Source organism: Klebsiella sp. 1SOBk10mer (genome assembly GCF_046602535.1).
Classification (GTDB): domain Bacteria; phylum Pseudomonadota; class Gammaproteobacteria; order Enterobacterales; family Enterobacteriaceae; genus Klebsiella; species Klebsiella quasipneumoniae.
The window spans coordinates 610520-635396 of record NZ_JBKIUP010000001.1; the positions used below are offsets into that span (position 1 = coordinate 610520).

Annotated in this window: 23 protein-coding genes and 1 pseudogene; 14 read left to right on the top strand and 10 right to left on the bottom strand. The window is 57.2% G+C overall.

Annotation, left to right across the window (positions count from 1 at the left end; all coding sequences use genetic code 11):
* The first annotated feature begins 75 nt into the window (after window positions 1-75).
* On the top strand, window positions 76-714 hold the full coding sequence (locus ACLH1I_RS02855; protein ID WP_004203450.1) for an RpiB/LacA/LacB family sugar-phosphate isomerase: 639 nt from the start codon (window positions 76-78) through the stop codon (window positions 712-714).
* A gap of 37 nt (window positions 715-751) precedes the next feature.
* Here the strand turns inward: ACLH1I_RS02855 and ACLH1I_RS02860 are convergent, their stop codons facing one another.
* Window positions 752-2173, bottom strand: coding sequence for an MFS transporter (locus ACLH1I_RS02860; protein ID WP_094309041.1), 1422 nt, complete (start codon window positions 2171-2173; stop codon window positions 752-754).
* Window positions 2174-2320: 147 nt separating this feature from the next.
* Here ACLH1I_RS02860 and ACLH1I_RS02865 point away from each other — a divergent pair, with 147 nt between their 5' ends.
* Window positions 2321-2572: a DUF2766 family protein gene (locus ACLH1I_RS02865; protein WP_004203448.1), complete on the top strand. Its 252-nt coding sequence runs from the start codon at window positions 2321-2323 to the stop codon at window positions 2570-2572.
* A 37-nt stretch (window positions 2573-2609) separates the two neighbouring features.
* On the opposite strand, the gene ACLH1I_RS02870 is transcribed toward ACLH1I_RS02865, so the two are convergent.
* Window positions 2610-4121 carry an MFS transporter gene (locus ACLH1I_RS02870; protein ID WP_004203444.1) on the bottom strand — a complete coding sequence of 504 codons (1512 nt, stop codon included), beginning with the start codon at window positions 4119-4121 and terminating at the stop codon, window positions 2610-2612.
* Window positions 4122-4187: 66 nt separating this feature from the next.
* Between ACLH1I_RS02870 and ACLH1I_RS02875 the strand changes: the two are divergent.
* Window positions 4188-4265: pseudogene (locus ACLH1I_RS02875) on the top strand (succinate dehydrogenase); the annotation flags it as partial.
* Between the two features lie 160 nt (window positions 4266-4425).
* Here the strand turns inward: ACLH1I_RS02875 and ACLH1I_RS02880 are convergent.
* A complete protein-coding gene (locus tag ACLH1I_RS02880) occupies window positions 4426-4935 on the bottom strand; it encodes a non-heme ferritin-like protein (RefSeq protein WP_048324866.1) in 510 nt (169 codons plus the stop codon).
* An 892-nt stretch (window positions 4936-5827) separates the two neighbouring features.
* Between ACLH1I_RS02880 and ACLH1I_RS02885 the strand changes: the two genes are divergently transcribed.
* From ACLH1I_RS02885 to otsA, 5 genes are all read left to right on the top strand, one after another.
* On the top strand, window positions 5828-6808 hold the full coding sequence (locus ACLH1I_RS02885) for an arabinose ABC transporter substrate-binding protein (RefSeq protein WP_004203441.1): 981 nt from the start codon (window positions 5828-5830) through the stop codon (window positions 6806-6808).
* A gap of 60 nt (window positions 6809-6868) precedes the next feature.
* Window positions 6869-8383: an L-arabinose ABC transporter ATP-binding protein AraG gene (araG, locus tag ACLH1I_RS02890; RefSeq protein WP_004203440.1), complete on the top strand. Its 1515-nt coding sequence runs from the start codon at window positions 6869-6871 to the stop codon at window positions 8381-8383.
* Between the two features lie 14 nt (window positions 8384-8397).
* The gene (araH, locus tag ACLH1I_RS02895) at window positions 8398-9378 is read left to right on the top strand and encodes an L-arabinose ABC transporter permease AraH (protein WP_064189392.1); all 981 of its coding nucleotides are present in this window, start codon (window positions 8398-8400) and stop codon (window positions 9376-9378) included.
* 161 nt (window positions 9379-9539) lie between these two features.
* Complete coding sequence (gene otsB, locus ACLH1I_RS02900; RefSeq protein ID WP_004203436.1) at window positions 9540-10328, top strand: trehalose-phosphatase; 789 nt, start codon at window positions 9540-9542, stop codon at window positions 10326-10328.
* Window positions 10303-11727 (top strand): alpha,alpha-trehalose-phosphate synthase, encoded by a 1425-nt coding sequence (gene otsA, locus ACLH1I_RS02905; RefSeq protein WP_004203435.1) that lies wholly within the window; start codon window positions 10303-10305, stop codon window positions 11725-11727. The genes otsB and otsA overlap by 26 nt, the downstream gene beginning before the upstream one ends.
* 23 nt (window positions 11728-11750) lie before the next feature.
* Here otsA and uspC read toward each other — a convergent pair whose 3' ends face one another.
* Window positions 11751-12179: a universal stress protein UspC gene (gene uspC, locus ACLH1I_RS02910; protein ID WP_004203433.1), complete on the bottom strand. Its 429-nt coding sequence runs from the start codon at window positions 12177-12179 to the stop codon at window positions 11751-11753.
* A gap of 352 nt (window positions 12180-12531) precedes the next feature.
* On the opposite strand from uspC, the gene ACLH1I_RS02915 reads away from it, so the two are divergent.
* Both ACLH1I_RS02915 and ACLH1I_RS02920 read left to right on the top strand, forming a co-directional pair.
* Window positions 12532-14115 (top strand): MFS transporter, encoded by a 1584-nt coding sequence (locus tag ACLH1I_RS02915; RefSeq protein ID WP_017900226.1) that lies wholly within the window; start codon window positions 12532-12534, stop codon window positions 14113-14115.
* A gap of 4 nt (window positions 14116-14119) precedes the next feature.
* Window positions 14120-15259 carry a glycoside hydrolase family 105 protein gene (locus tag ACLH1I_RS02920; protein ID WP_004203430.1) on the top strand — a complete coding sequence of 380 codons (1140 nt, stop codon included), beginning with the start codon at window positions 14120-14122 and terminating at the stop codon, window positions 15257-15259.
* Between the two features lie 60 nt (window positions 15260-15319).
* Here ACLH1I_RS02920 and argS read toward each other — a convergent pair whose 3' ends face one another.
* Window positions 15320-17053, bottom strand: a complete 1734-nt coding sequence (gene argS, locus ACLH1I_RS02925) for an arginine--tRNA ligase (RefSeq protein ID WP_151385198.1) — start codon at window positions 17051-17053, stop codon at window positions 15320-15322.
* A gap of 236 nt (window positions 17054-17289) precedes the next feature.
* Here argS and ACLH1I_RS02930 point away from each other — a divergent pair, with 236 nt between their 5' ends.
* Both ACLH1I_RS02930 and cutC read left to right on the top strand, forming a co-directional pair.
* Window positions 17290-17859: a VOC family protein gene (locus ACLH1I_RS02930; RefSeq protein WP_048295107.1), complete on the top strand. Its 570-nt coding sequence runs from the start codon at window positions 17290-17292 to the stop codon at window positions 17857-17859.
* Window positions 17860-17935: 76 nt separating this feature from the next.
* Window positions 17936-18679, top strand: a complete 744-nt coding sequence (gene cutC / locus ACLH1I_RS02935; protein WP_062914116.1) for a copper homeostasis protein CutC — start codon at window positions 17936-17938, stop codon at window positions 18677-18679.
* 80 nt (window positions 18680-18759) lie between these two features.
* Here the strand turns inward: cutC and cmoB are convergent, their stop codons facing one another.
* From cmoB to ACLH1I_RS02960, 5 genes are read right to left on the bottom strand one after another with little or no spacing between them, the layout of a single operon-like run.
* Window positions 18760-19764 carry a tRNA 5-methoxyuridine(34)/uridine 5-oxyacetic acid(34) synthase CmoB gene (gene cmoB, locus ACLH1I_RS02940; protein ID WP_053810186.1) on the bottom strand — a complete coding sequence of 335 codons (1005 nt, stop codon included), beginning with the start codon at window positions 19762-19764 and terminating at the stop codon, window positions 18760-18762.
* On the bottom strand, window positions 19761-20504 hold the full coding sequence (gene cmoA / locus ACLH1I_RS02945; protein ID WP_004203422.1) for a carboxy-S-adenosyl-L-methionine synthase CmoA: 744 nt from the start codon (window positions 20502-20504) through the stop codon (window positions 19761-19763). The genes cmoB and cmoA overlap by 4 nt, the downstream gene beginning before the upstream one ends.
* A gap of 40 nt (window positions 20505-20544) precedes the next feature.
* On the bottom strand, window positions 20545-20940 hold the full coding sequence (locus ACLH1I_RS02950; RefSeq protein ID WP_004203421.1) for an MAPEG family protein: 396 nt from the start codon (window positions 20938-20940) through the stop codon (window positions 20545-20547).
* A 52-nt stretch (window positions 20941-20992) separates the two neighbouring features.
* Window positions 20993-21811 (bottom strand): DUF72 domain-containing protein, encoded by an 819-nt coding sequence (locus ACLH1I_RS02955; protein ID WP_004203419.1) that lies wholly within the window; start codon window positions 21809-21811, stop codon window positions 20993-20995.
* The gene (locus tag ACLH1I_RS02960) at window positions 21808-22374 is read right to left on the bottom strand and encodes a hydrolase (protein ID WP_017900220.1); all 567 of its coding nucleotides are present in this window, start codon (window positions 22372-22374) and stop codon (window positions 21808-21810) included. The genes ACLH1I_RS02955 and ACLH1I_RS02960 overlap by 4 nt, the downstream gene beginning before the upstream one ends.
* Window positions 22375-22641: 267 nt before the next feature.
* Here ACLH1I_RS02960 and aspS point away from each other — a divergent pair, with 267 nt between their 5' ends.
* Window positions 22642-24429, top strand: coding sequence for an aspartate--tRNA ligase (aspS, locus tag ACLH1I_RS02965; protein WP_004203416.1), 1788 nt, complete (start codon window positions 22642-22644; stop codon window positions 24427-24429).
* 1 nt (window position 24430) lies between these two features.
* Entirely contained in the window at window positions 24431-24874 is a 444-nt protein-coding gene (gene nudB / locus ACLH1I_RS02970; RefSeq protein WP_002911477.1) for a dihydroneopterin triphosphate diphosphatase, read from the top strand.
* The last annotated feature ends 3 nt before the right edge of the window (window positions 24875-24877 follow it).

Consider the following 24877-nt stretch of genomic DNA (forward strand, 5'->3'; position numbering starts at 1 on the left):
TTCCAGGTAGTAGAGTGCAGTCAACGCCAATGACATTCTGCGGGCAGGCCCGCACAGCATTCAGGAGAGTAAACCATGAAGATTGCACTGATGATGGAGAACAGCCAAGCGAACAAAAACGCCATCATCCTCAAGGAGCTTAACGCGGTTGCCGACGAAAAAGGATTTCCGGTCTTTAACGTCGGTATGAGCGATGAGAACGATCATCATCTGACCTATATTCACCTCGGGATCATGGCCAGCATCCTGCTGAATTCGAAGGCGGTCGACTTCGTGGTCACCGGCTGCGGTACCGGCCAGGGAGCGCTGATGTCGCTGAACATCCATCCTGGCGTGGTCTGCGGCTACTGTATCGACCCGGCGGACGCGTTCCTGTTTGCCCAGATCAACAACGGTAACGCGCTGTCGCTGCCGTTTGCCAAAGGTTTCGGCTGGGGCGCCGAGCTGAATGTGCGCTTTATCTTTGAAAAAGCCTTTACCGGTCGTAACGGCGAAGGCTATCCGCCGGAGCGCAAAGAACCGCAGGTGCGTAATGCCGGGATCCTCAACCAGGTCAAAGCGGCGGTAGTCAAAGAAAATTATCTCGACACCCTGCGCGCCATCGATCCGGAGCTGGTGAAAACTGCGGTCTCTGGCCCTCGCTTCCAGCAGTGCTTCTTCGAAAACTGCCAGGATAAAGCGATCGAAGCGTTCGTCCGTCAGATCGTCGGGTAATCGTTATCAGGGCCAGCGCCGCTGGCCCTTCCATCATTCAGGTTTTCTTCGCCGACACGCTGCTGCCTGCCGTTTTAGCCAGATGAAGGCTGTCGATCATCCCCACCAGACAGATCACCGCGATAAACACAAACGCCAGGCGAAAGCTGATCCCCGGCACGGCGGAAAGGTGCAGCCAGTCGCCGACCTGTTCCCCCAGGCGAATGCCGATCGCCCCAAGCGTGATCCCCAGCCCCACCGCCAGCTGCGACGCGGTACTAAACAGGGTATTGGCATCGCTCATCTGCGCGGCGGGGACATCGGCAAAGGCCAGCGTGCTCACGCCCGTGAACTGAACAGAGCGAAACACCCCGCCGAGATAAAGGATCAGCATGATCGCCCAGACCGGGGTTTGCGGCGTGAGCAGCGCGCATGCCAGCAGCGAACAGACGTTCAGCGCGCCGTTGATCAACAGCAGGCGACGAAAGCCCAGCCAGCGGATCAGCGGCGTGGTGGCGGGTTTAATGGTTAAATTGCCGACAAATACCGCCAGCACCAGCAGGCCGGAGTGAAAAGGATCCATACCGAACCCCACCTGGAACAGCAGGGGGAGCAGAAAGGGCACCGCGCTGATGGAGGCCCGGAACAGCGAGCCGCCGTACATCGTCACCCGGAACGTCGGCACCTGCAGGGCGTCGAGACGAACCATAGGCGCCGCCGCCCGGCGGAAATGACGAATGGAATATAACAGACAGCCGAAGCCCAGCGCGGCGAGGGCCAGCGTCGGCCAGAACTGCGGCTGACGATCGCCGAGCCGTTCCATCGCCGTGACCAGGCTAACCATCGCCACCGCGGTCGTGATAAATCCTGTCATATCGAAGGCGCGCCGCTCCGTTTCGCGGATATCAGGAATGATGCGCAGCGACAGGATAATCGCCGCAACGCCCAGCGGGACATTGATAAAGAAGATCCAGTGCCAGCTGGCGTAGCGGGTAATAAAGCCTCCCAAAGGCGGGCCGATAATGGGGGCCACCAGCGCAGGCCAGGTGAGGGTGGCGATGGCCTTGATCAGCAGGTGTTTCGGCGTGGTGCGCAGTACCGCCAGACGGCCGACGGGGACCATCAGCGCGCCGCCGATCCCCTGCAGGATACGCATGGCGACAAAGGTATGCACGTCGCTGGAGAGGCCGCAAAAGATCGAGGCAAGGGTAAAAATGGCCAGAGCGAGGGTGAAGATAGCCCGGGCGCCGAAGCGATCGGCGATCCAGCCGCTGGCCGGGATCAGCACCGCGAGGGTTATCAGATAGGCGCTGATGCCGATATTAAGCTCGACGGCGGTGACGCCAAAATCTCTCGCCATGTCGGGCAGGGCAGTAGCGATCACCGTCCCGTCGAGAAACTCCATAAAAAAGGCGCCAGCCACCAGCAGCGCCGGGGCTGAAAAGGCACGTTCGTTACCGGAAGAGATCGCGGTGTTCATGTTGTCGCTGCCATCAAGAGGATCCTCGGCAAAGCGGCAGCAGAGGCGCCGCCAGCCACTCGGGTGGTGAAAAAAACCTGCCGCGGCAGGTTTTATTATCGTTATCGATTTAGGGTACTATTACGCTCCTGAAAAAAGGAGTAATTAATGTCTCAACATCTTACCGAACACGACGAGCTGGTTTCCGATGTGGTTGCCTGCCAGCTGGTTATCAAGCAGATCCTCGACGTGATTGACGTCATCGCGCCGGTGGAAGTGCGTGAAAAAATGACCAGTCAGCTGAAAGCCATCGACTTCGCCAGCCACCCGGCTTCTGCCGACCCGGTGACGCTTCGCGCGGTGCAAAAAGCGATTGCCCTGATTGAGCTGAAGTTTACCCCGCAGGAAGAAACGCATTAATAACCGGCCCCGCGGATTACCGCCGGGGCCTTTTTCTTTAATGAGAAACCACGGTCTGCACTGGCGCAGGCTCAGCGGTTTTAAACAATTTGCTGTTGCCCCAGCACTCTTCGTAGCGATGGCCAACCAGATCCTCAACGATTGCCCGCACCTCCGGCGCAATATCACTGATTTTACCGCCAGCTTTAATCCGCGCGACTTCCTGCAGAACCACCAGATGAGCTTTACGGTCCAGTTTCATCTGCTTACTGAAGACGATGGCGGCCAGGGCTAAGGCGACGACACCGACGCAGAATACCACCGCGATGGCGGTCACGGCGCTTTCCGGTTGGCTGTGCGCTTTTGACTGGAAACCGTAAAAGCTCAGGATGGCCCCCATCGAAAACACCACAATCGAGCGCAGAATTTTCCCTGAAAAGGTCATGGCGCCGGCATAGATGCCTTCCCGGCGGCGTCCGGTGTAGATTTCGTCGACGTCGGCGAGGAAGGTGTAAACGGTCCAGGGAATATAGTAAACCCCGCCGGTCCCCAGGCCGAACAGCACGGTAATACCGAACATCAGCACTGTCGCCAGGCCTGACGGCAGATGGAAGAACCACAGCGAGGTATACAGCAGGACTGCGAAAATCACGATCCCCAGCGCGAGGATATAGGGTTTGCTAAAGCCCTTTTTCACACACAGGCCGATAAACAGCGCGGTGGAGATCAGCTGCAGAATCGAGTTCAGGCTGTTCAGCCCGGCCACCATTGCCGGATCGTGCTGCAGAACGAATATCACGAAATAGGTGAAGATGGAGGCAAACAGCCATTCCGCGCCAAACCCGCACAGGTACATACCGAGATGTTTGCGGAACACGCGCAGATAAAAGGTGGAACGCATGTCTTTCGCCAGCGACAGCAGGGTGCTCAGCAGCCCCTTTTTCGCGCTGGTATCCACGGCTTCCGCACGCTCGCGCTCCCAGCTGCACAGCCACAGGCAGGTAATCGCGACGATCAGGATCGCGCCATAGGTCAGCCCGGTGAGGAAGAAAGGGGTGGCGGAATCTTTGCCGTACAGCAGAATGAACTGTCCGGGAATAAACGCGGCGAGGAAGTTGGCCAGCTTCCCGAAGATGGCTTTATAGCCGGTGAGCTTTGAGCGTAGCGAGAAATCATCGGTCATCTCTGTCGCCAGCGTCTCATAGGGCACCATGATGGAGGTATAGATGATCTCAAACACCACATAGGTACACAGGTAGTACCAGAAACTCAGGCCCTCTACCCATAGCAGCGGGTAGAACAGCATCAGAGGAATGCCGATCAGCAAAAAGAAGCGCCGACGTCCAAAGCGCTTGCCTAACCGCGTTTTGCCAAAATTATCCGTCAGATAGCCCATCAGCGGGTTGCTGATGGCGTCGATGATGCTGGCGACGGAGAAGATAAATGAGGCCTCGATCAGCGTCAGGCCGCAAAAGGTCGTATAAAAATAGAGTAGCCATGCTCCGCTTATCGCCAGTGCGCCACTCCCTAACAGATTACCGCCGCCGTAGGCTAACTGATGGCGTAACAAGATCGGTCTTCCCTGCAGCCCTTCAGAGGCTGAAGCCGTGTATCTAGCCATAAAAAAATAAACCTCGTGTTTTATATTTTTGAAACACTGTTTTTATATTTCTTTATGACCCAACAAAAAGTGACCGCGCTCACTAATCCCCCCTAAGGGGTAACGGTGACGAGGGAATGGGATCGAGTTAAAACTTTTTTATTCGTTTGAGGAATAAATAGCAGGGGAGAATAGCAAGAACGGATTAATAAACAGGGCGGGGCAGCGCGAACGCGCTCCCCCTGACCGGGCGAGAAAGGCCCGGCGCGTCTGATTAGTGGGGGTTCTGTGACGCTCCGACGAGGGCCATCAGACGGCGATCGGTCTGTTCCATACCTATCCCGGCTTTGTCGGCATTGCGAATTTCCTCGAGCACGCTTTGCAGCAGCAGCCCATCCTGCTGCTGCTCTTCCGCCAGGCGGGTCAGAAAACGCCAGGTGTTGTCATCGCTCTGCGCTTTGGCTTCCTCGGCGAGACCGCTCAGCATACTGCTCCGCTGGCGGTAATCGACCAGGGTTTGGGTAAAGAGATCTTCCAGCGAGGTACATTCGGGATTACAGGCGCGGTCGGGATTGACTATCGGCCAGTTGCCGGCTTTTTTCAGATAGTCAAATACGCGCATGGTGAGGGTGATGCTGCATTGCGCGCGGTTGCGCAGAAATGTCGCGGCGCCGTCGAAGCGATGCCGGGCACACCACTCACTTAAGTTCAGGTAAACGTTAGAGGCGTGGAACTCAAGGTTCATCTGGGTGTTTAGCTTTTGTGCCATTCCTGGAACTGCCATAAAAATATCCTTATTAACCGGGAAGGGGTTACTGGTGCGCGTCAGCGATTCCTGGAGCAAACAACAGGATAAAAGAGTGACGCGCTGCACTGTTGCAGAATAATAAAACTCTACACATTCCGTATGAGTCGGGTAATTTTTCCACTTGCCGACAATTTAAGAATACTCGCTGAATGCGATTAAGAAAACTCTCAAGATGGATAATTTACGTTTTGTTACACCATTATTCCTGCATGACGACATGCAGTGGGATTGCGGCTCAGGCTGGGTCAAGAGTGCGGCGTGTCAGGTATAAGTTATAGATATTTGACTACGAGATTCATCGTATAAGTCAAAGCTATAAGTTATTTCAGAGGGCAATGTTTCGTTGTGATGATAATTATTTTTATTTTTTGTTGCAGGCTTTTCTATGCAGCGGGAATATCTTTTATCAATTCGGAATAAATTACGAAAAAGATCCGTTTTATCGCGATATAAAACGGCCGACGCTGGACTGGCGGCGCGCGTCTGTTGCACAACAGCGCCGGCGGGCAGTCGACCGCCGCTGCGATCCCCTTAGCCGCTGGTTATAACAGTGCCGTAACCCTCTGTTAAACACCCACTGACATAACAAGGATAAGCCTGCTGGTGGTATAGATGATCCTGCTATTCACTGGTTAAATTGTATGACAATTATGTCTTTTTTTATGTCTTTTTTTGCTAAATCTATGTACGCAATTACTGTAATTCCGCGATGTGATAATGCTCTCGTATGGAGAAATAATTTCCGGGTATTACTACTCTAACAACGGCAGTAGGGGATGCGATTTTTCTAATGCCTTGTTTTGATGCTGATAAAAAAGTTAATTCCGATTTTTCCCTACATGAAAGCGAATTAAAGCTGGAGTTTACCATGCACAAATTTACTAAAGCGCTGGCGGCCATTGGTCTCGCAGCGGTTATGTCACAATCAGCTATGGCGGAAAACCTTAAATTAGGTTTTCTGGTGAAACAGCCGGAAGAGCCATGGTTCCAGACCGAGTGGAAATTTGCTGATAAAGCAGGAAAAGATTTAGGCTTTGACGTCATTAAAATAGCGGTACCGGATGGTGAGAAAACCCTGAACGCCATCGATAGCCTGGCGGCCAGCGGCGCGAAGGGCTTTGTCATCTGTACCCCCGATCCTAAGCTCGGCTCGGCGATAGTCGCTAAAGCACGCGGCTATGACATGAAGGTGATTACCGTCGATGACCAGTTCGTCAACGCCAAAGGTAAACCGATGGAGAGCGTGCCGCTGGTGATGATGGCGGCCAGCGAAATTGGCGCCCGCCAGGGACAGGAGCTGTATAAAGAAATGCAGAAACGCGGCTGGGATGTCAAAGACACTGCGGTGATGGCCATCACCGCCGATGAGCTGGACACCGCCCGTCGTCGCACCACCGGCTCCATCGATGCCCTGAAGGCGGCCGGCTTCCCGGAAGCGCAAATCTACCGCGTTCCGACAAAATCTAACGATATCCCGGGGGCGTTTGACGCCGGTAACTCAATGCTGGTCCAGCACCCGCAGGTGAAACACTGGCTGATCGTTGGGATGAACGATAACACTGTGCTTGGCGGCGTGCGTGCCACAGAAGGGCAGGGCTTTAAAGCGCCGGATGTGATTGGTATTGGCATCAACGGCGTGGATGCTGTCAACGAACTGTCGAAGGCGCAGCCGACCGGCTTCTATGGCTCCCTGCTGCCAAGCCCGGACATCCATGGCTATAAAACCAGTGAAATGCTCTACAACTGGGTCACCAAGGGCGTTGAGCCGCCGAAGTTCACTGCGGTGACCGATGTGGTGCTGATTACCCGCGATAACTTCAAAGAAGAGCTGGCGAAAAAAGGGCTGTAACAGCCCGGTTGAACTGGCCCCCGCCGCGGCGGGGGCTGAGTGCAGAAGAGCGGAGTCGTTATGCAACAGTCTACCCCTTATCTCTCATTTCGCGGCATCACCATGACGTTCCCTGGCGTAAAGGCCTTGTCCGATATCAGTTTTGACTGCTACCCAGGACAGATCCACGCGCTGATGGGCGAAAATGGCGCAGGCAAATCGACGCTGTTGAAAATTCTCAGCGGTAACTACATCCCCACCGCTGGCCACCTGCAGATCGGCGGCCAGCAGATGGCGTTCACTAATACGATGGCGGCGCTCAACGCCGGCGTGGCGATTATCTATCAGGAGCTGCATCTGATCCCGGAGATGACCGTCGCCGAAAATATCTATCTTGGCCAGCTGCCGCACAAAGGCGGCATCGTCAACCGCTCGCTGCTCAACTATGAGGCCCGTCTGCAGCTGGAGCATCTGGGACTGGATATCGACCCGGAGACGCCGCTGAAGTATCTCTCCATTGGCCAGTGGCAGATGGTGGAGATTGCCAAAGCGCTGGCGCGTAACGCCAAGATTATCGCCTTCGATGAACCGACCAGCTCGCTCTCCGCCCGGGAGATCGACAACCTGTTTCGCGTTATCCGCGAGCTACGGGAGGAGGGGCGGGTCATCATCTATGTTTCACACCGGATGGAAGAAATTTTTGCCCTCAGCGATGCCATCACCGTCTTTAAGGATGGTCGCTACGTCTGCACCTTTGACGATATGTCGAGCGTCAGCCACGACGCGCTGGTTCAGGCGATGGTCGGGCGCAATCTGGGTGATATTTACGGCTGGAAACCTCGTCCCTATGGCGAAGAGCGGCTGCGTCTGGAGGAGGTCAAAGCCCCGGGCGTGCGCACGCCGGTCAGCCTCTCGGTGCGCAGTGGCGAAATCGTCGGCCTGTTCGGGCTGGTGGGCGCCGGGCGCAGCGAACTGATGAAAGGTCTGTTCGGCGGGACGCGGATCACCGGCGGTCAGGTGTATATCGATGGCCAGCCCGTCGACATCCGCAAACCGGCCCAGGCCATCCAGGCCGGGATGATGCTGTGTCCGGAAGATCGTAAAGCGGAGGGGATTATTCCGGTTCACTCCGTGCGCGACAATATCAATATCAGCGCCCGGCGCAAGCATATCCACGCCGGCTGCCTGATCAACAACGCCTGGGAGGCGGACAACGCCGATCAGCATATCCAGTCGCTGAACATTAAAACGCCGGGCCCGGAACAGCTGATCATGAACCTGTCTGGCGGCAACCAGCAGAAAGCGATCCTTGGCCGCTGGCTGTCGGAAGAGATGAAGGTGATCCTGCTCGATGAGCCCACCCGCGGCATCGATGTCGGCGCCAAACATGAAATTTACAACGTGATATATGGCCTCGCCGCCGCCGGTGTCGCCGTGGTATTTGCCTCCAGCGACCTGCCGGAAGTGCTGGGCGTCGCCGACCGCATCGTGGTGATGCGTGAAGGGCAAGTCGCCGGCGAACTGCTGCATGAAGAAGCCAATGAACAGCAGGCGTTAAGCCTTGCGATGCCAAAAGTGAGTCAGGCTGTCGCCTGAGTAAGGAGTAAATGATGTCATCAGTGACTACGTCCGGCGCTACCCGCTCTGCCTTTAGCTTCGCCCGTGTCTGGGATCAGTTTGGCATGCTGGTGGTGTTTGCGGTGCTGTTTATCGGCTGCGTAATTTTTGTGCCTAACTTTGCCTCATTCGTCAACATGAAGGGGTTGGGGCTGGCGATCTCGATGTCCGGGATGGTGGCCTGCGGCATGCTCTTCTGCCTGGCCTCCGGCGATTTCGACCTGTCGGTGGCGTCGGTTATCGCCTGTGCCGGGGTCACTACCGCGGTGGTGATTAACCTGAGCGAAAGCCTGTGGCTGGGGATTGCCGCCGGTCTGCTGCTGGGGGCGGTCAGTGGCCTGGTCAACGGCTTTGTCATTGCCCGTCTGAAGATAAACGCCCTGATCACCACGCTGGCCACTATGCAGATTGTCCGCGGCCTGGCCTACATTATCTCCGACGGTAAAGCGGTGGGGATCGAAGATGAGCGCTTCTTCACACTCGGTTACGCCAACTGGTTTGGTCTGCCGGCGCCGATCTGGCTGACTGTCGCCTGCCTGGTGGTTTTCGGATTATTACTAAACAAAACCACCTTTGGCCGTAATACGCTGGCTATAGGCGGCAATGAAGAGGCGGCGCGTCTGGCCGGCGTTCCGGTGGTGCGCACCAAGATTATTATCTTTGTGCTCTCCGGTCTGGTGTCGGCCGCGGCGGGGATTATCCTGGCGTCGCGAATGACCAGCGGCCAGCCGATGACTTCGATTGGCTATGAGCTGATTGTTATTTCGGCCTGTGTGCTGGGCGGGGTGTCGCTGAAGGGCGGGATCGGCAAGATCTCCTACGTGGTGGCCGGGATCCTGATCCTCGGGACCGTGGAGAATGCGATGAACCTGCTTAACATCTCGCCGTTCTCGCAATACGTCGTGCGCGGGGTCATCCTGCTGGCGGCGGTGATTTTTGACCGTTACAAACAAAAAGCCAAACGTGCGGCCTGATTTCAGGCATAACTTTTAAGTCTACAGAGTAATTGCCGCCAGCGCCCGTTTCGCTGGCGGTATCTATCAAAAATGGCGAGGTTGGTCACACTGTCTATACTTACATGGCTAACATATAATTAACAACCAGCTTCGGCTGGCCATGATAAGGAGGAAACAGGGTGGATAACCAGATATCTGTACCGCCTGCGCTAACCGGAAACTACGCTTTTTTCTTTGACCTCGACGGTACTCTTGCCGATATCCAGCCGCACCCCGATCAGGTGGTGATACCCGACAACACGCTGCAGGCGCTCAACGCGCTGGCCCGGCAGCAGGGCGGGGCGGTGGCATTGATTTCAGGGCGCTCAATGGCTGAACTTGACGCGCTGACCCATCCCTGGCGGCTACCGCTGGCCGGCGTTCACGGGGCCGAGCGCCGTGATATCAATGGTAAAACCTATATTGTCTCTCTGCCGTCGGCCCTGCGGGATGAAATCGCGGCTGAGCTGAGCTCGGCGCTGCAGGCGCTCCCCGGGTGCGAGCTGGAGAGTAAAGAGATGGCCTTCGCGCTGCACTACCGTCAGGCCCCGCAGCAGCAGACCGCGGTGCTGGAGCTGGCGCAGCGCATTGTTCAGCGCTACCCGCTGCTGGCGCTGCAGCTTGGCAAGTGCGTGGTGGAGATTAAACCCCGCGGTGTCAACAAAGGGGAGGCGATCACTGCCTTCATGCAGGAAGCGCCGTTTGCCGGTCGCGAACCGGTTTTTGTCGGCGATGATTTGACCGACGAGGCGGGATTCAGCGTGGTGAATCAACTGCAGGGAATGTCGATAAAAGTTGGCGCTGGGGAAACTCAGGCGCACTGGCGGTTGGCGGATGCCGCCGCCGTAAGGACGTGGTTGCAACATCTGGCGTATGACGCGCAAACCGAAAGGAGGGATGACCATGAGTCGTTTAGTCGTAGTCTCTAACCGTATCGCCTTACCGGACGATAAAAAATCGAGCGCTGGCGGTCTGGCCGTCGGCATCCTGGGGGCACTGAAAGCGGCAGGGGGTCTGTGGTTTGGCTGGAGCGGCGAAATTGGCGATGACCAGCAGCCGCTGAAGCAGGTCTCCCGCGGAAATATTTCATGGGCATCGTTCAACCTTAACGAACGTGACCATGATGAATACTACAACCAGTTCTCTAACGCCGTGCTGTGGCCGGCCTTCCACTATCGTCTTGACCTGGTCAGCTTCCAGCGCGAAGCCTGGGAGGGATATCAGCGAGTTAACGCCATGCTGGCGGACAAGCTTCTACCGCTGATCGAGCCAGATGATACGTTGTGGATCCATGATTACCATCTGCTGCCCTTCGCCAGCGAACTGCGCAAGCGCGGGGTCAACAACCGCATCGGCTTCTTCTTGCATATTCCTTTCCCGACGCCGGAGATTTTTAACGCGCTACCGCCGCACGCTGAGCTGCTGGAGCAACTGTGCGACTACGATCTGTTGGGCTTCCAGACTGAAAGCGACAGAACCGCCTTTCTCGACAGCATAGCCATGCAGACCCGACTCTCCGACCTCGGAGACAAACGCTATCAGGCGTGGGGTAAAGCGTTTAGCACCGAGGTTTATCCGATAGGGATCGATCCGGACGAGATTACGCGCAACGCCAAAGGTCCGCTGCCGCCGAAGCTGGTCCAGCTGAAAAACGAGCTCAAAAACGTGAAGAATATCTTCTCAGTGGAGCGCCTTGACTACTCGAAAGGGTTGCCGGAGCGGTTTCTCGCCTATGAGACGCTGCTCGAGAAGTATCCTCAGCATCACGGCAAGATCCGTTATACCCAGATCGCGCCGACGTCCCGCGGCGATGTGCAGGCCTATCAGGATATCCGCCACCAGCTGGAAACCGCAGCCGGACGCATCAATGGCCAGTTCGGCCAGCTTGGCTGGACTCCGCTTTACTATCTGAACCAGCATTTTGACCGTAAGCTGCTGATGAAGGTCTTCCGCTACTCTGACGTTGGGCTGGTGACGCCGCTGCGCGATGGCATGAACCTGGTGGCGAAGGAATACGTGGCGGCGCAAGATCCGGATAACCCTGGCGTACTGGTCCTGTCGCAGTTTGCCGGCGCGGCGCAGGAGCTGAACAGCGCCCTGATCGTCAATCCCTACGATCGCGACGAGGTTGCCGCCGCGCTGGATCGCGCCCTAAGCATGCCGCTGGCGGAACGTATTGCCCGTCATTCCGCGATGCTGGATGTGATTAGAGAAAATGATATTCATAACTGGCAGGCGCGCTTTGTCGACGATCTGCAGCATATTTCGCCGCGCAGCGAGGAGAGCCGCCTGCGGGGGAAGATAGCCACGTTCCCTAAACTGGCCTAGTTCAGGAAAAGGGCTAACCGGCGTTAGCCCTTTTCAAGGGAAACCAGCAGGACATCGACGCCGCAGCTGCCGACGATATTTTTCGCCGAGCAGGTGGCGCGCGAAAAAAGGGAATGGTTATGATTGCCGCAGATCACCAGATCGACCTGGTGTGACCGGCAGAAGTCCTTAATATGATGACCCAGTTCGCCGCAGGCGATGGTCATTTTTTCTATCGGGTAGTCCGCATGACGCGCCAGCTCGTTGAGAAAATCACGCGTCTCTTCCTGCATCACCTCGCGCAGATTTTCCATCATCGGCGCGGCGAACTGGTTATACAACTCCGGATCCGTGGCGAGGGTGATAAAGCTCACTTTCGCGTTCACGGGGCGGGCAATTGACACCGCTTTTTTAATTAATACCTGACTCTCCGGCGTTGGCGCGACGGCAACCAGCAGATGTGAATAAGGCATCTGGCCTCCTTGAGATACGCGGAATAACCCTTTCTTTCCTTCTTTACTCCTGTTTACCCGGCTACGCAAGGACCGCTCCCGTGATTTGCGACGCTCTTCGCCAGTCCGCGTTTTCCCGACAAGATCACATAAATGAACCTAGCTTTTTATTTAAAAGAAATGCTGTTTTATAAATGAGTGAAGTTGAGACATCGTCTCTTTGTCATTTTGCCATCGGCGGTTCTTCCGTGGCAAAAACACAAAGGTAACGTCGTTTCACTGCTTTTAGTGTAGCCAGGTACCCACTCCCTTCCGGTGGCAAATCCGGAAAGATTGTCGGCGTTCTCTTAAAAAAAGACACAGGATCACGGCGATGAAAACACGAAAGATTGGACTGGCTAACTACCTGGCCTACGGCGCGGGCGATTTTCTCGGCGCCGGCACCACGGCGCTAACCGCCGCATGGCTGCTCTACTTTTACACCACCTTCTGCGGACTCTCCCCGATAGAAGCCACGCTTATATTCGCTTCCGCCCGCGTACTGGATGCGGTGGTGAGCCCGCTGATGGGCTTTCTCACCGATAACTTCGGCACCACCTGGCTCGGCAAGCGCTTCGGCCGCAGAAAATTCTTTATTCTGCTCGGCATCCCCTGCGTATTCAGCTACTCGGCGATGTGGGTCGGCGAGATGGGATTCTGGTACTACCTGGTCACCTATCTGCTGTTTGATATGGTCTACACCATGATTCTGGTGCCCTACGAGACGCTGGTGCCGGAGATGACCGATGACTTTAAACAGAAAACCAAATTCTCCGGCGCGCGCATCTCAATGGCGCAAATGTCGGCGATTTTAGCCTCCTTTCTGCCGGGGATCCTCCTTACCTGGCTCGGCAAAGACAATGCCAGCTCGTTCTTTTATGCCAGTCTGGTGTTCTCGGTCCTGTGCGCGGTGATGCTGACCTTCGTCTGGTGTTTCACCTGGGAGCGGCCGCGTGAGGCCTGGTCAGAGGCGGCGCTGCGGGCGGAAGCGGAAAAACAGAACCTCACTCTCGCCCAGAGCCTCAATCGCCTGGTGATTGAGCTGAGCTCTACGCTGCGGATAAAAATTTTCCGCCAGCACCTCGGCATGTATCTGGGGGGCTATATCGCCCAGGACGTCTTCAATGCCGTGTTTACCTACTACGTGGTCTTTGTTCTGATGCAGGAAGCTTCTGTCGCCTCGAATCTGCTGGGGACGATGGCGATTTTCCAGTTTATTGCCGTGATCGCCATGATCCCGCTGTGCATTCGCTTTGGCCCCGCGCCGTCGTACCGCATGGTGGTGGTCCTCTTTGGCCTGAGTTCGCTCTCCTATGCGCTGCTCTATTACGCCGGACTGAGCGACGTCTATTCATTATTGTTGCTCATCTCTGCTGTCGCCGGACTGGGACGCGGCGGGATTAACTACGTGCCGTGGAATACCTACACCTATATTGCCGACGTCGACGAAGCGATCACCGGCCAGCGCCGGGAGGGGATTTTTGCCGGCATCATGACCCTGACCCGCAAAGCCTCGCAGGCGGGGGCGGTGATGCTGGTGGGCATCATTATGCAACTGTCGGGGTTTGTCTCCGGGCAAAAAATACAGCCTGAAGGGGTCAGCCATACCATTCTGCTGATCCTCAGCGTCGGTACATTGGTGGTGTTAGCCTGCGGCTTCCTCGTTTCACTGCGCTTCAAACTCAATCTGCACACCCACAGCGTCCTGCGCAGCGAAACCCTCAGAATGCGCGAAAGCGGTCACGCCCGGCCGGAGCTGACCAGTGCGGAACACCGCGCGGTGGTCGAGATGCTGGCGGGGATGCCCTACGACTGCCTGTGGGGGAATAACAATATTGGCTATCTGAATCGTCATAAACCTGCTGCCCCGGCGCTCACCCAGGGCGGCGCTTTGAATTCGACATATACCCGAGGTTAACAACATGAAAGTTTGGCCGGTCAAACATAGCCCATTACTCTGTCAGCCTGAGCGTTTTATCGCCCGCAGCGAACTGCAGGCGCTGATCCGCAACGTGACGCAAAACCTGGTGAATATTAAGGATGAGAGCGGGCAATTTTTACTGCGCCTGGATGACGGGCGCGTTATTGATACCAAAGGCTGGGCCGGCTGGGAGTGGACCCACGGCGTAGGGCTGTACGGCATCTATCAGTATTATCAGCAAACCGGCGATATCGAGATGCGCGATATCATCGACCGCTGGTTTGCCGACCGCTTCGCCGAGGGGGCAACGACCAAAAACGTCAACACCATGGCGCCGTTCCTGACCCTGGCTTATCGCTTTGAAGAGACCGGATGTAAGGCGTATCTGCCGTGGCTGGAGAGCTGGGCGGAGTGGGCGATGTATGAGATGCCGCGTACCGAGCAGGGCGGTATGCAGCACATCACCCTGGCGGAAGAGAACCACCAGCAAATGTGGGATGACACGCTGATGATGACCGTGTTGCCGTTAGCCAAAATAGGCAAGCTGCTTCACCGTCCGCATTATGTGGAGGAGGCGACCTATCAGTTCCTGCTTCATGTGCAAAACCTGATGGACCGGGAAACCGGACTGTGGTTTCACGGCTGGAGCTATGACGGTCGGCATAACTTTGCCCGGGCGCGCTGGGCACGGGGCAACAGCTGGCTAACCATGGTGATCCCGGATTTTCTTGAGTTAGTGGATCTTCCAGAAGGGAATGCGGTACGGCGCTATCTGACCGAGGTGCTGAACGCGCAAATTGCCGCTTTAGCGAAATGCCAGGATGACAGCGGCCTGTGGCATACCCTGCTGGACGACCCGCACTCTTATCCTGAGGCTTCGGCGACCGCCGGCTTTGCCTACGGCATACTTAAAGCGGTGCGCAAGCGATATGTCGGGCAGCACTATGCCGGGGTGGCAGAAAAAGCGATTCGCGGAATTGTGCAGAATATATCGCCGCAGGGGGAGCTGCTGCAGACTTCCTTTGGCACCGGAATGGGGTCAGACCTCGATTTCTATCGCCAGATCCCACTCACCTCGATGCCCTACGGCCAGGCGATGGCGATCCTCTGTCTGACCGAGTATCTGCGCAAGTATTTCTGAGCAAGAGAGCCCGCTGGCGCGGCGCCTGAAAAAATTAACCCGGCTTTCGCCGGGTTGGTTTTACATACGCTCGACGGTTTCGATACCGAGGGTATCAAGACCCAGCTTGAGGGTTTTCGACGTCAGCAGCGCCAGCTTCAGGCGGCTGTTGCGGGTCGCTTCGCTCTCCGCGCTGAGGATCGGGCAGTGCTCGTAGAAACCGGAGAACAGGCCTGCCAGATCGTAGAGGTAGGCGCACATCACGTGCGGCGTCCCTTCGCGAGCGACCACGGAGAGGGTCTCTTCAAACTGCAGCAGGCGCGCGGCCAGCTGGGCTTCGCGATCTTCTGCAATCACCACCGGTGCGTCGGTGAGGGCGTTTTCGTCAATGCCGGCTTTGCGGAACACGGAGAGCACGCGGGTATAGGCATACTGCATATACGGCGCGGTGTTGCCTTCGAACGCCAGCATATTATCCCAGTCGAAAACGTAGTCGGTGGTGCGGTTTTTCGACAGGTCGGCATATTTCACCGCGCCGATACCCACCACTTTCGCCAGATTTTCCAGCTCATCAGCGGACATCTCCGGGTTCTTCTCGGCCACCAGGCGACGCGCGCGCTCCAGCGCTTCGTCCAGCAGATCCGCCAGCTTCACGGTGCCGCCGGCGCGGGTTTTAAACGGCTTGCCGTCTTTACCCAGCATCATGCCGAACATATGGTGCTCCAGCGGCACGGAGTCCGGCACATAGCCTGCCTTGCGCACGATGGTCCACGCCTGCATCAGGTGCTGGTGCTGACGGGAGTCGATGTAGTAGAGCACGCGGTCGGCGTGCAGCGTTTCATAGCGATACTTCGCACAGGCGATATCGGTGGTGGTATAGAGGTAGCCGCCATCCTTTTTCTGGATGATGACGCCCATCGGTTCGCCTTCCTTGTTTTTATACTCATCAAGGAACACCACGGTGGCGCCTTCGCTCTCAACGGCCAGCCCTTTGGCTTTCAGATCGGCGACGATCCCCGGCAGCATCGGGTTGTACAGGCTTTCGCCCATCACGTCATCGCGGGTCAGCGTCACATTCAGGCGATCGTAGGTGATCTGGTTCTGCGACATGGTGATGTCGACCAGCTTACGCCACATCTGCAGGAAGTACTCATCGCCGCCCTGCAGCTTAACCACGTAGCTGCGCGCGCGCTCGGCGAAGGCTTCGTCTTCGTCGTAGTGTTTTTTCGCTTCGCGATAGAAACCTTCGAGGTCGGCCAGGGCCATCTCACCGGCGTTTTCCTGCTGCTGTTTTTCCAGATACGCGATCAGCATGCCGAACTGGGTGCCCCAGTCGCCGACGTGGTTGGCACGGATCACCTTATGGCCAAGAAACTCCAGGGTACGGACCGAGGCATCGCCAATGATGGTCGAACGCAGATGGCCGACGTGCATCTCTTTCGCCACGTTCGGCGCCGAGTAGTCGACGACGATGGTCTGTACCTGCGGCGTGGCGACGCCCAGGCGTTCGGACTGCAGCGCGCGGTTGACGTTGTCCGCCAGGAACGCGGGGTCAAGGAAAATATTGATAAAGCCCGGCCCGGCGATTTCAACCTTGCTGGCAATGCCGTTGAGGTCAAGATGAGACAGTACCTGCTCTGCAAGTTGTCGCGGCGCCATGCCCAGTTTTTTGGCGACAGCCATCACGCCGTTGGCCTGATAGTCACCGAACTGAACTTTTGCTGACTGGCGGACCTGAGGTTCGCAATCGGCAGGCGCGCCTGCCGCGATCAGGGCCTGGCTGACTTTTTCTGAGAGAAGAGCCTGAATATTCACCGGAATACCTTACGTGTAATGCGCCAGCCCCCGAGGGAGGCGGCGCCGGAATGTGGACAAATTAGGGCGGGAGTATACTGCATTTGTCCCCGTCCGTCAGCATCGCGCGCGGCCCGGCGGCGTGGGCAATCCATCGCCGGTCAGTCACGCATCGGCAGGGTGGCGGTTGGTCCGCGGCCGGAAACACGGTAGATTAGCCTTTTTATTATTGACGAACCTAATTGACGAGCAAACCCATGGCGAACTGGCAGCAGATTGAACAACTGGCCGATATTACGGCGGATCTCCCGCGATTTTCCGATGCGCTGCAGCGCTTCGCTGCGCGACTGGGACTGGAGATCGGCGGACTCGACGCCGACCATATCTCCCTGCGCTGTCATCAGAACGCTACCGCGGAGCGCTGGCGCAGCGGTCTGGCGCAGTGCGGCACTCTGCTGTCGGAGAATATAATCAACGGCCGGCCTATCTGCCTGTTTAAACTGGCGGAGCCGGTCTGCGTGGCGCACTGGCGCTTCCATATCGTTGAGCTGCCGTGGCCGGGTGAAAAGCGCTATCCCCATGAAGGCTGGGAGCATATCGAAATTGTCCTGCCCGGCGATCCGGCTACCTTAAATGCCCGCGCTCTGGCGCTGCTGGCCGATGACGGACTCAGCCAGCCGGGGATCGTCGTCAAAACCAGCTCGCCGAAAGGGGAACACGAGCGCCTGCCGAATCCCACCCTGGCGGTCACCGACGGCAGCGTGACGGTCAAATTTCATCCGTGGTCTATTGAACAAATCGTCGCCAGCGAGCAAGCCGATACGTAACAGTGTGAAGCTGCGCGGCGTCTGCCGCGTGAAATCATGACATGCTAAGAAAGTTGTCTGAATCAGGGAGTGAGGAATGGCGGTACTGGAAGTTTGTTGTTACAGCATGGCGTGCGCCAGGGAAGCTGAGCGCTGCGGCGCCGATCGTATTGAACTCTGTGCCGCGCCGCAGGAAGGGGGATTAACCCCCTCTTACGGGGTGCTGGTCTCGGTCCGCGAGGCGATTACTCTCCCGGTGCATCCGATTATCCGCCCGCGTGGCGGCGATTTCAGCTATACCGAAGAGGAGTTCGCCGCGATGCTTAGCGACATCCGCATGGTGCGGGAGCTCGGCTTTCCCGGGCTGGTGACCGGCGTACTGAATGTCGATGGTCAGGTCGATATCCCGCGGATGAAAAAAATAATGGCTGCGGCCGGGCCGCTGGCGGTGACCTTTCATCGCGCGTTCGATCTGTGCGCCGACCCGCGTCAGGCCTGGAAGACGCTGGGTGAGCTGGGGGTTAAACGTATCCTGACTTCCGGTCAGCAATCCTCGGCGGAGAAAGGTATTTCATTAATTACGGAACTTATTGCCGCAGGGGATACTCCAATCATTATGGCCGGTGCGGGAGTGCGCGCCGCGAACCTGCCGCTGTTTCTGCAGGCGGGGGTGAAAGAGGTTCATAGCTCTGCAGGCCAGTGGTTGCCATCGGAAATGCGCTTTCGTCATCCAGGCGTTTCGATGTCAGCCGATCCCGATGCGGACGAATACAGACGCTACGCCGTGAATGGCGCAGCGGTGGCGGAGATGAAAAAGATAATTTCCGCTAACAGAAGTTAAACGGTTTTTGCTGCACATCATGTCGCCCAATATGATGATTGCCCGTACCAGGCCCCTGCCCATTAAACAGGGGCCTTTTTTTATCTCGCTTTTTTTGCCAGCGATTGCTGGGTTTCCGGTTTAGTGGCGATAATCACCGCGCGCAGCGGCGCCGGATAGCCTTCCACGGTTTTGCGCTGATCCTGCGGGTCGAGGAAATCGGCCAGCGATTCGCTGGTCATCCATTCTGTGCGCCGCTGCTCCTCCGTCGAGGTGACGCAGGCGTCGACGATGCGCACATCGATAAATCCGCACTTCTCCAGCCACATTTTCAGGGCCGCCGCCGAGGGGATAAAATAGACGTTGCGCATCTGCGCATAACGGTCGCCCGGAACCAGCACCGTATTTTCATCCCCTTCGACCACCAGCGTCTCCAGCACCAGCTCGCCTCCCGGCGCCAGCTGATCTTTCAGCTGCCATAGATGATCCAGCGGCGAGCGGCGGTGGTAGAGCACGCCCATCGAGAACACGGTGTCGAAGGCCTCCAGCGCCGGCAACTGCTCGATGCCCAGCGGCAGGAGATGCGCCCGCTGGTCGTTGCCGAGGAGCTTACGTACCGCTTCAAACTGGCACAGGAAGAGCTGGGTAGGATCGATGCCGACCGCCAGATGCGCGCCGGCGCCGATCATCCGCCACATGTGATAGCCGCTGCCACAGCCCACGTCGAGGATGGTCCGCCCGGTGAGATCGGACAGGTGCGGCAGGACACGCTCCCATTTCCAGTCGGAGCGCCATTCGGTATCGATGTTGATGCCGTACAGCGAATAAGGCCCTTTGCGCCATGGCATCAGGTTTTTCAGCAGATTTTCTATCCGCAGCCGATGGCCTTCGCTGAGCGGCGTTTCGCTTTCGGCGGTGACGCTGTGCAGGAGGTCCAGACGCCAGGGCGTTAATTCCGGAAGAAACTCAACGGCGCGCTCCCATTCGCGAAACTTGCCGTGCAGGGCCTCGCGCTGCCAGGCGGCTACCTGGGCAGGCAGCGTCTCCAGCCAGTGAGACAGCGGGCTTTTGGCGATCAGCTGATAGAAGTTACTGAAGTCGATCATGCCTGCTCCCCGGATTTTACTGCCACCAGCGAGCCAAAGTTAAAGCACTGGAACCACAGTTCGGCATGTTCGAACCCAGCCTGACGCAGGCGTTTTTTATGGGTTTCCACAGAGTCGGTCAGCATTACATTTTCCAGCATGCTGCGTTTTTGACTGATCTCCAGCTCGCTGTAGCCGTTCGCGCGCTTAAAGTCATGATGCATATTGAACAGCAGCTCGCCGACGTGGGCGTCTTCGAAGCTAAATTTCTCCGAGAGCACCAGCGCGCCGCCGGGATTCAGCCCCTGATAGACTTTATTGAGGATCGCCTGGCGATCGCCCGGCTCAAGGAACTGAATGGTAAAGTTCAGGATCACCAGCGAGGCGTTTTCAATGGCCACATCGCGGATATCCCCTTCAATCACCTCGACCGGCGTCGGTGCTTTATAGGCGTCAATATGGCGACGGCAGCGCTCCACCATCGCCGGGGAGTTATCGATGGCGATAATGCGGCAGCCCGGATGGCTAATATTGCGGCGCACGGAAAGAGTGGCGGCGCCCAACGAACAGCCAAGATCGTAAACCTGGGTGTGGGGCTGAACGAAGCGCTCAGCCAGCATGCCGATCATCGAGATGATATTGGAGTAGCCAGGCACAGAACGCTGGATCATATCGGGGAAGACTTCAGCAACCCGTTCATCAAAGGTCCAGTCGCCGAGGCTGGCAATCGGCGCGGAAAAAAGCGTATCGCGGTGAGACATAACGTTAAACCCGATAAAAACGAAAACGGCGTATTGTGCGCTAACGGAGGGAGAAAACCAACTCCCAGGGCATATACCATAGATTGGCCAGCACCATCAGCAACAACGCGCACCAGGTGGCGCTCATGCCGGAGCGGCGCCAGTGGTAGACACGGTGATGAAAACCCCAGGAGTGCATCAGTCGTCCGAGGATCAATAAAATGCCGCAAACGTGCACCATCCAGGTCTGGGCGCCGTTCATCTCCATAAATAACAGCAAAATGAGGCCAATCGGCACATATTCGACGGCATTGCCGTGAACGCGGATGGCGACCTGCAGCTCGCTGAAGCCGCCGTCGCCATAGCCTACATGGTATTGAGTGCGCAAACGCACCACGTCAAATGAGAACTTCACTAACAATAACGCACCTAAAACGGCATACAGCGCGCTGACCATACGAAAACTCCCTTTAACTCTGGCAGATGGCTCCGGATATGATAGCAGGATATCAGAAAAGAGAAGATTGCTGCGGAATCGACGGCGCATTTCCTAGCGCCGGCAGGGCAGCGCGCAGATCGCCCCACAGGGTATCCACCAGCGCCGGCGCGTAAGCAATGTCGGGGGTATGGAGGAACAGCCACGGCGTTCCCGACTGATGCCATTTCGGCAGCGTCTGCAGCCAGACGCGAAACAGTTCCCGATTATGGACCATATCGTCGCCGCCAATAAAGCGCACCATTGGCTGCCGGGCGGTCATCACTGCATGCACCGGCACCTTCGGTTTCTTTTGTTGCGCGTCGATCATCGCCGGACTGGTGGCCGCGGCGCTGTGGACCGGGCGGCTGTCGAGGATCACGCGGTTGACGTTGCGCTGGTGCAGCCCGCGGTTGAGCTGCTGTTCCGCTTCCCCTTTGGCGAAGAACTCGGGGTGACGAACTTCGACGCCGTAGGTGAAATCCTTCGGTAGCCCATCGAGAAAGTGCCATAGCGCGGGCAGATCGCGAGGACCAAAGGTCGCCGGCAGCTGCAGCCAGTACTGGCCGATGCGCGAGGCCAGCGGCGCCAGGCGGGTGAAGAATTCACTACTTAACTCGTCGCAATGGCGCAGGGCGGCCTGGTGCGAGATAGTCGCCGGGAATTTAAAGCAGAAGCGGAAGTCATCGTGGGTCTGCTCGTACCAGCGAGCGACAATCTCCGGCTTGGGCAGCGCATACAGGGTGGTGTTGCCCTCGACGCAATTGAAGTGGCGGGCGTACTCTTCAAGGCTGGTGATGCCAAGGCGCACCCATTTCGGGTGCGACCACTGGGGAAGCCCAATATAAATCATAACGCGGCGAGGATCTCCTCGGTGCTGCGCACGCGGCCGATGCGCGGGAAAATATGCGTCATGCTGCCCTGATGCTGCTCGGCGGAGGCGGCGCTGCAGGCATCTTCGGCGATGACCAGGTTAAAGCCCAGCTCCCAGGCGTTGCGGGCGGTGGATTCGACGCCGATGTTGGTGGATATGCCGCAGAGAATAATGGTGTCGATACCGCGGCGGCGCAGCTGAAGCTCAAGGTCGGTGCCATAGAACGCGCCCCACTGGCGTTTGGTCACTTCGATATCGCGCTCTTGTTTACCCAGCGCGGCCGGATAGGCCCACCAGTTCTCAGGCAGCGTATGCGCCCCGGCCTGAGCGTCGACAGGCTGTTTCAGCGCTTCGGCGAAATCGGCCGACCAGCCGACGCGGACCATGATCACCGGCGAACCCTGTTGCCGGCATTTGTCTGCCAGGCGAGCGGCGCGCGCCACCACCTCGTCAGCCCGATGTGGGCCGCCGGCGAAAGGCAGAATGCCTTCCTGCAGATCGATCACCACCAGCGCCGTGTTTTTCGCATTGAGTTCTAACATGGTATCCCCGTATCTTCATCTGTTGTCAGGCGGCTACAATACCTTTGCGGCTTCAGCAAAAGGGTAACAAATTTTGTTAATTTATGTGAGTGTGGACGTTAAGCGCGCAGCAAAGCAGCGTACATCGTGCGTCGGACTTATCGAACGACAGAATTTCCAGTATAATAGCCGCCTTTTTTCATTCAGTTGTGACATCAGCTAAAGCTGCGACCTCGTCGCCTGCAGGGCAGACGACAATCCGCCGACGGCTAAGTTAAGGGATATCTCATGCGTACAGAATATTGCGGACAGCTTCGACAGTCCCACGTTGGGCAGCAGGTGACTCTGTGTGGTTGGGTCAACCGCCGTCGCGATCTCGGTAGCCTCATTTTTATCGATATGCGCGACCGCGAAGGCATCGTTCAGGTGTTTTTCGATCCGGATCGTGCGGATGCGTTGAAGTTAGCCTCTGAACTGCGTAATGAGTTCTGCATTCAGGTCACTGGCACCGTTCGCGCGCGTGAAGAGAAAAACATCAACGCGGACATGGCCACCGGCGCTATCGAAGTGCTGGCTTCCGATCTGACGATCATTAACCGCTCAGAATCGCTGCCGCTGGACTCCAATCACGTCAACACCGAAGAAGCGCGTCTGAAATACCGCTACCTCGACCTGCGTCGTCCGGAAATGGCGCAGCGTCTGAAGACCCGCGCGAAAATCACCAGCTTTGTGCGCCGCTTTATGGATGACCATGGCTTCCTCGACATCGAAACCCCGATGCTGACCAAAGCCACCCCGGAAGGCGCCCGCGATTACCTCGTGCCTTCCCGCGTGCATAAAGGCAAATTCTACGCGCTGCCGCAGTCGCCGCAGCTGTTTAAACAGCTGCTGATGATGTCCGGCTTCGACCGCTACTATCAGATCGTCAAATGCTTCCGCGATGAAGACCTGCGTGCCGACCGTCAGCCTGAATTTACCCAGATCGACGTGGAAACCTCCTTTATGACCGCGCCGCAGGTGCGTGAGATCATGGAAGCGATGGTGCGTCAGCTGTGGCTGGAGATTAAAGGCGTCGACCTGGGCGATTTCCCGATCATGACCTTCGCCGAAGCCGAACGTCGCTACGGTTCCGATAAACCGGATCTGCGTAACCCGATGGAGCTGGTGGACGTCGCCGACCTGCTGAAATCGGTGGAGTTCGCGGTCTTTGCCGGTCCGGCCAACGATCCGAAAGGGCGCGTGGCGGCGCTGCGCGTTCCGGGCGGGGCTTCTCTGACCCGCAAGCTGATTGACGAATACGGCAACTTTGTGAAGATCTACGGCGCGAAGGGGCTGGCCTATATTAAAGTGACCGAGCGTGCCAAAGGCATGGACGGGATCAACAGCCCGGTGGCCAAATTCCTCACCGCTGAAATCGTGGAAGCGATCCTTGACCGCACCGGCGCGCAGGACGGAGACATGATCTTCTTCGGCGCCGATAATAAGAAAGTGGTGGCCGACGCGCTGGGCGCGCTGCGTCTGAAGCTGGGTAAAGACCTGAGCCTGACTGACGAGAGCAAATGGGCGCCGCTGTGGGTGATCGACTTCCCGATGTTCGAAGACGACGGCGAAGGCGGCCTGACGGCGATGCACCATCCGTTCACCTCGCCGAAAGATATGACGGCGGACGAGCTGAAAGCCGCGCCGGAAGAGGCCGTGGCCAACGCCTACGATATGGTGATTAACGGTTATGAAGTCGGCGGCGGTTCGGTGCGTATCCACCGCGGCGACATGCAGCAGACGGTATTTGGTATTCTGGGCATTAACGAGCAAGAGCAGCGTGAGAAATTCGGCTTCCTGCTCGATGCGCTGAAATACGGTACCCCGCCGCATGCGGGCCTGGCGTTCGGTCTTGACCGTCTGACCATGCTGCTGACCGGTACCGATAACATCCGCGACGTTATCGCTTTCCCGAAAACCACCGCGGCCGCCTGCCTGATGACCGAAGCGCCAAGCTTCGCCAATCCGGCGGCGCTCGGTGAACTGGGTATTCAGGTTGTGGAGAAAGAGGCAAAAGCGTCTCTGGAGAACAAGTAATATGTCATTTAAGCTGCCCGTTTCGGTGCTGGTGGTGATTTACGCCGAAGATACGAAACGGGTGCTGATGTTGCAGCGGCGCGACGATCCCGCGTTCTGGCAGTCGGTCACCGGCAGCCTGGAAGCAGGAGAGACCGCGCTGCAGGCTGCCGCGCGTGAAGTAAAGGAAGAGGTCGCCATTGACGTTGCCTGCGAGCAACTGACCTTAATCGACTGTCAGCGCACGGTGGAGTTTGAGATCTTTTCTCATTTGCGTCATCGCTATGCGCCGGGAGTGGAGCGAAATACGGAATTCTGGTTCTGTCTTGCGCTGCCTCATGAGCGGGAAATTACCTTTACCGAACATCTGGCCTACCGCTGGGTCAGCGCGACGGAAGCCGCTGCGCTGACCAAGTCGTGGAGCAACCGGCAGGCGATTGAAGAATTTGTAATTAACGCCGCCTGAAAG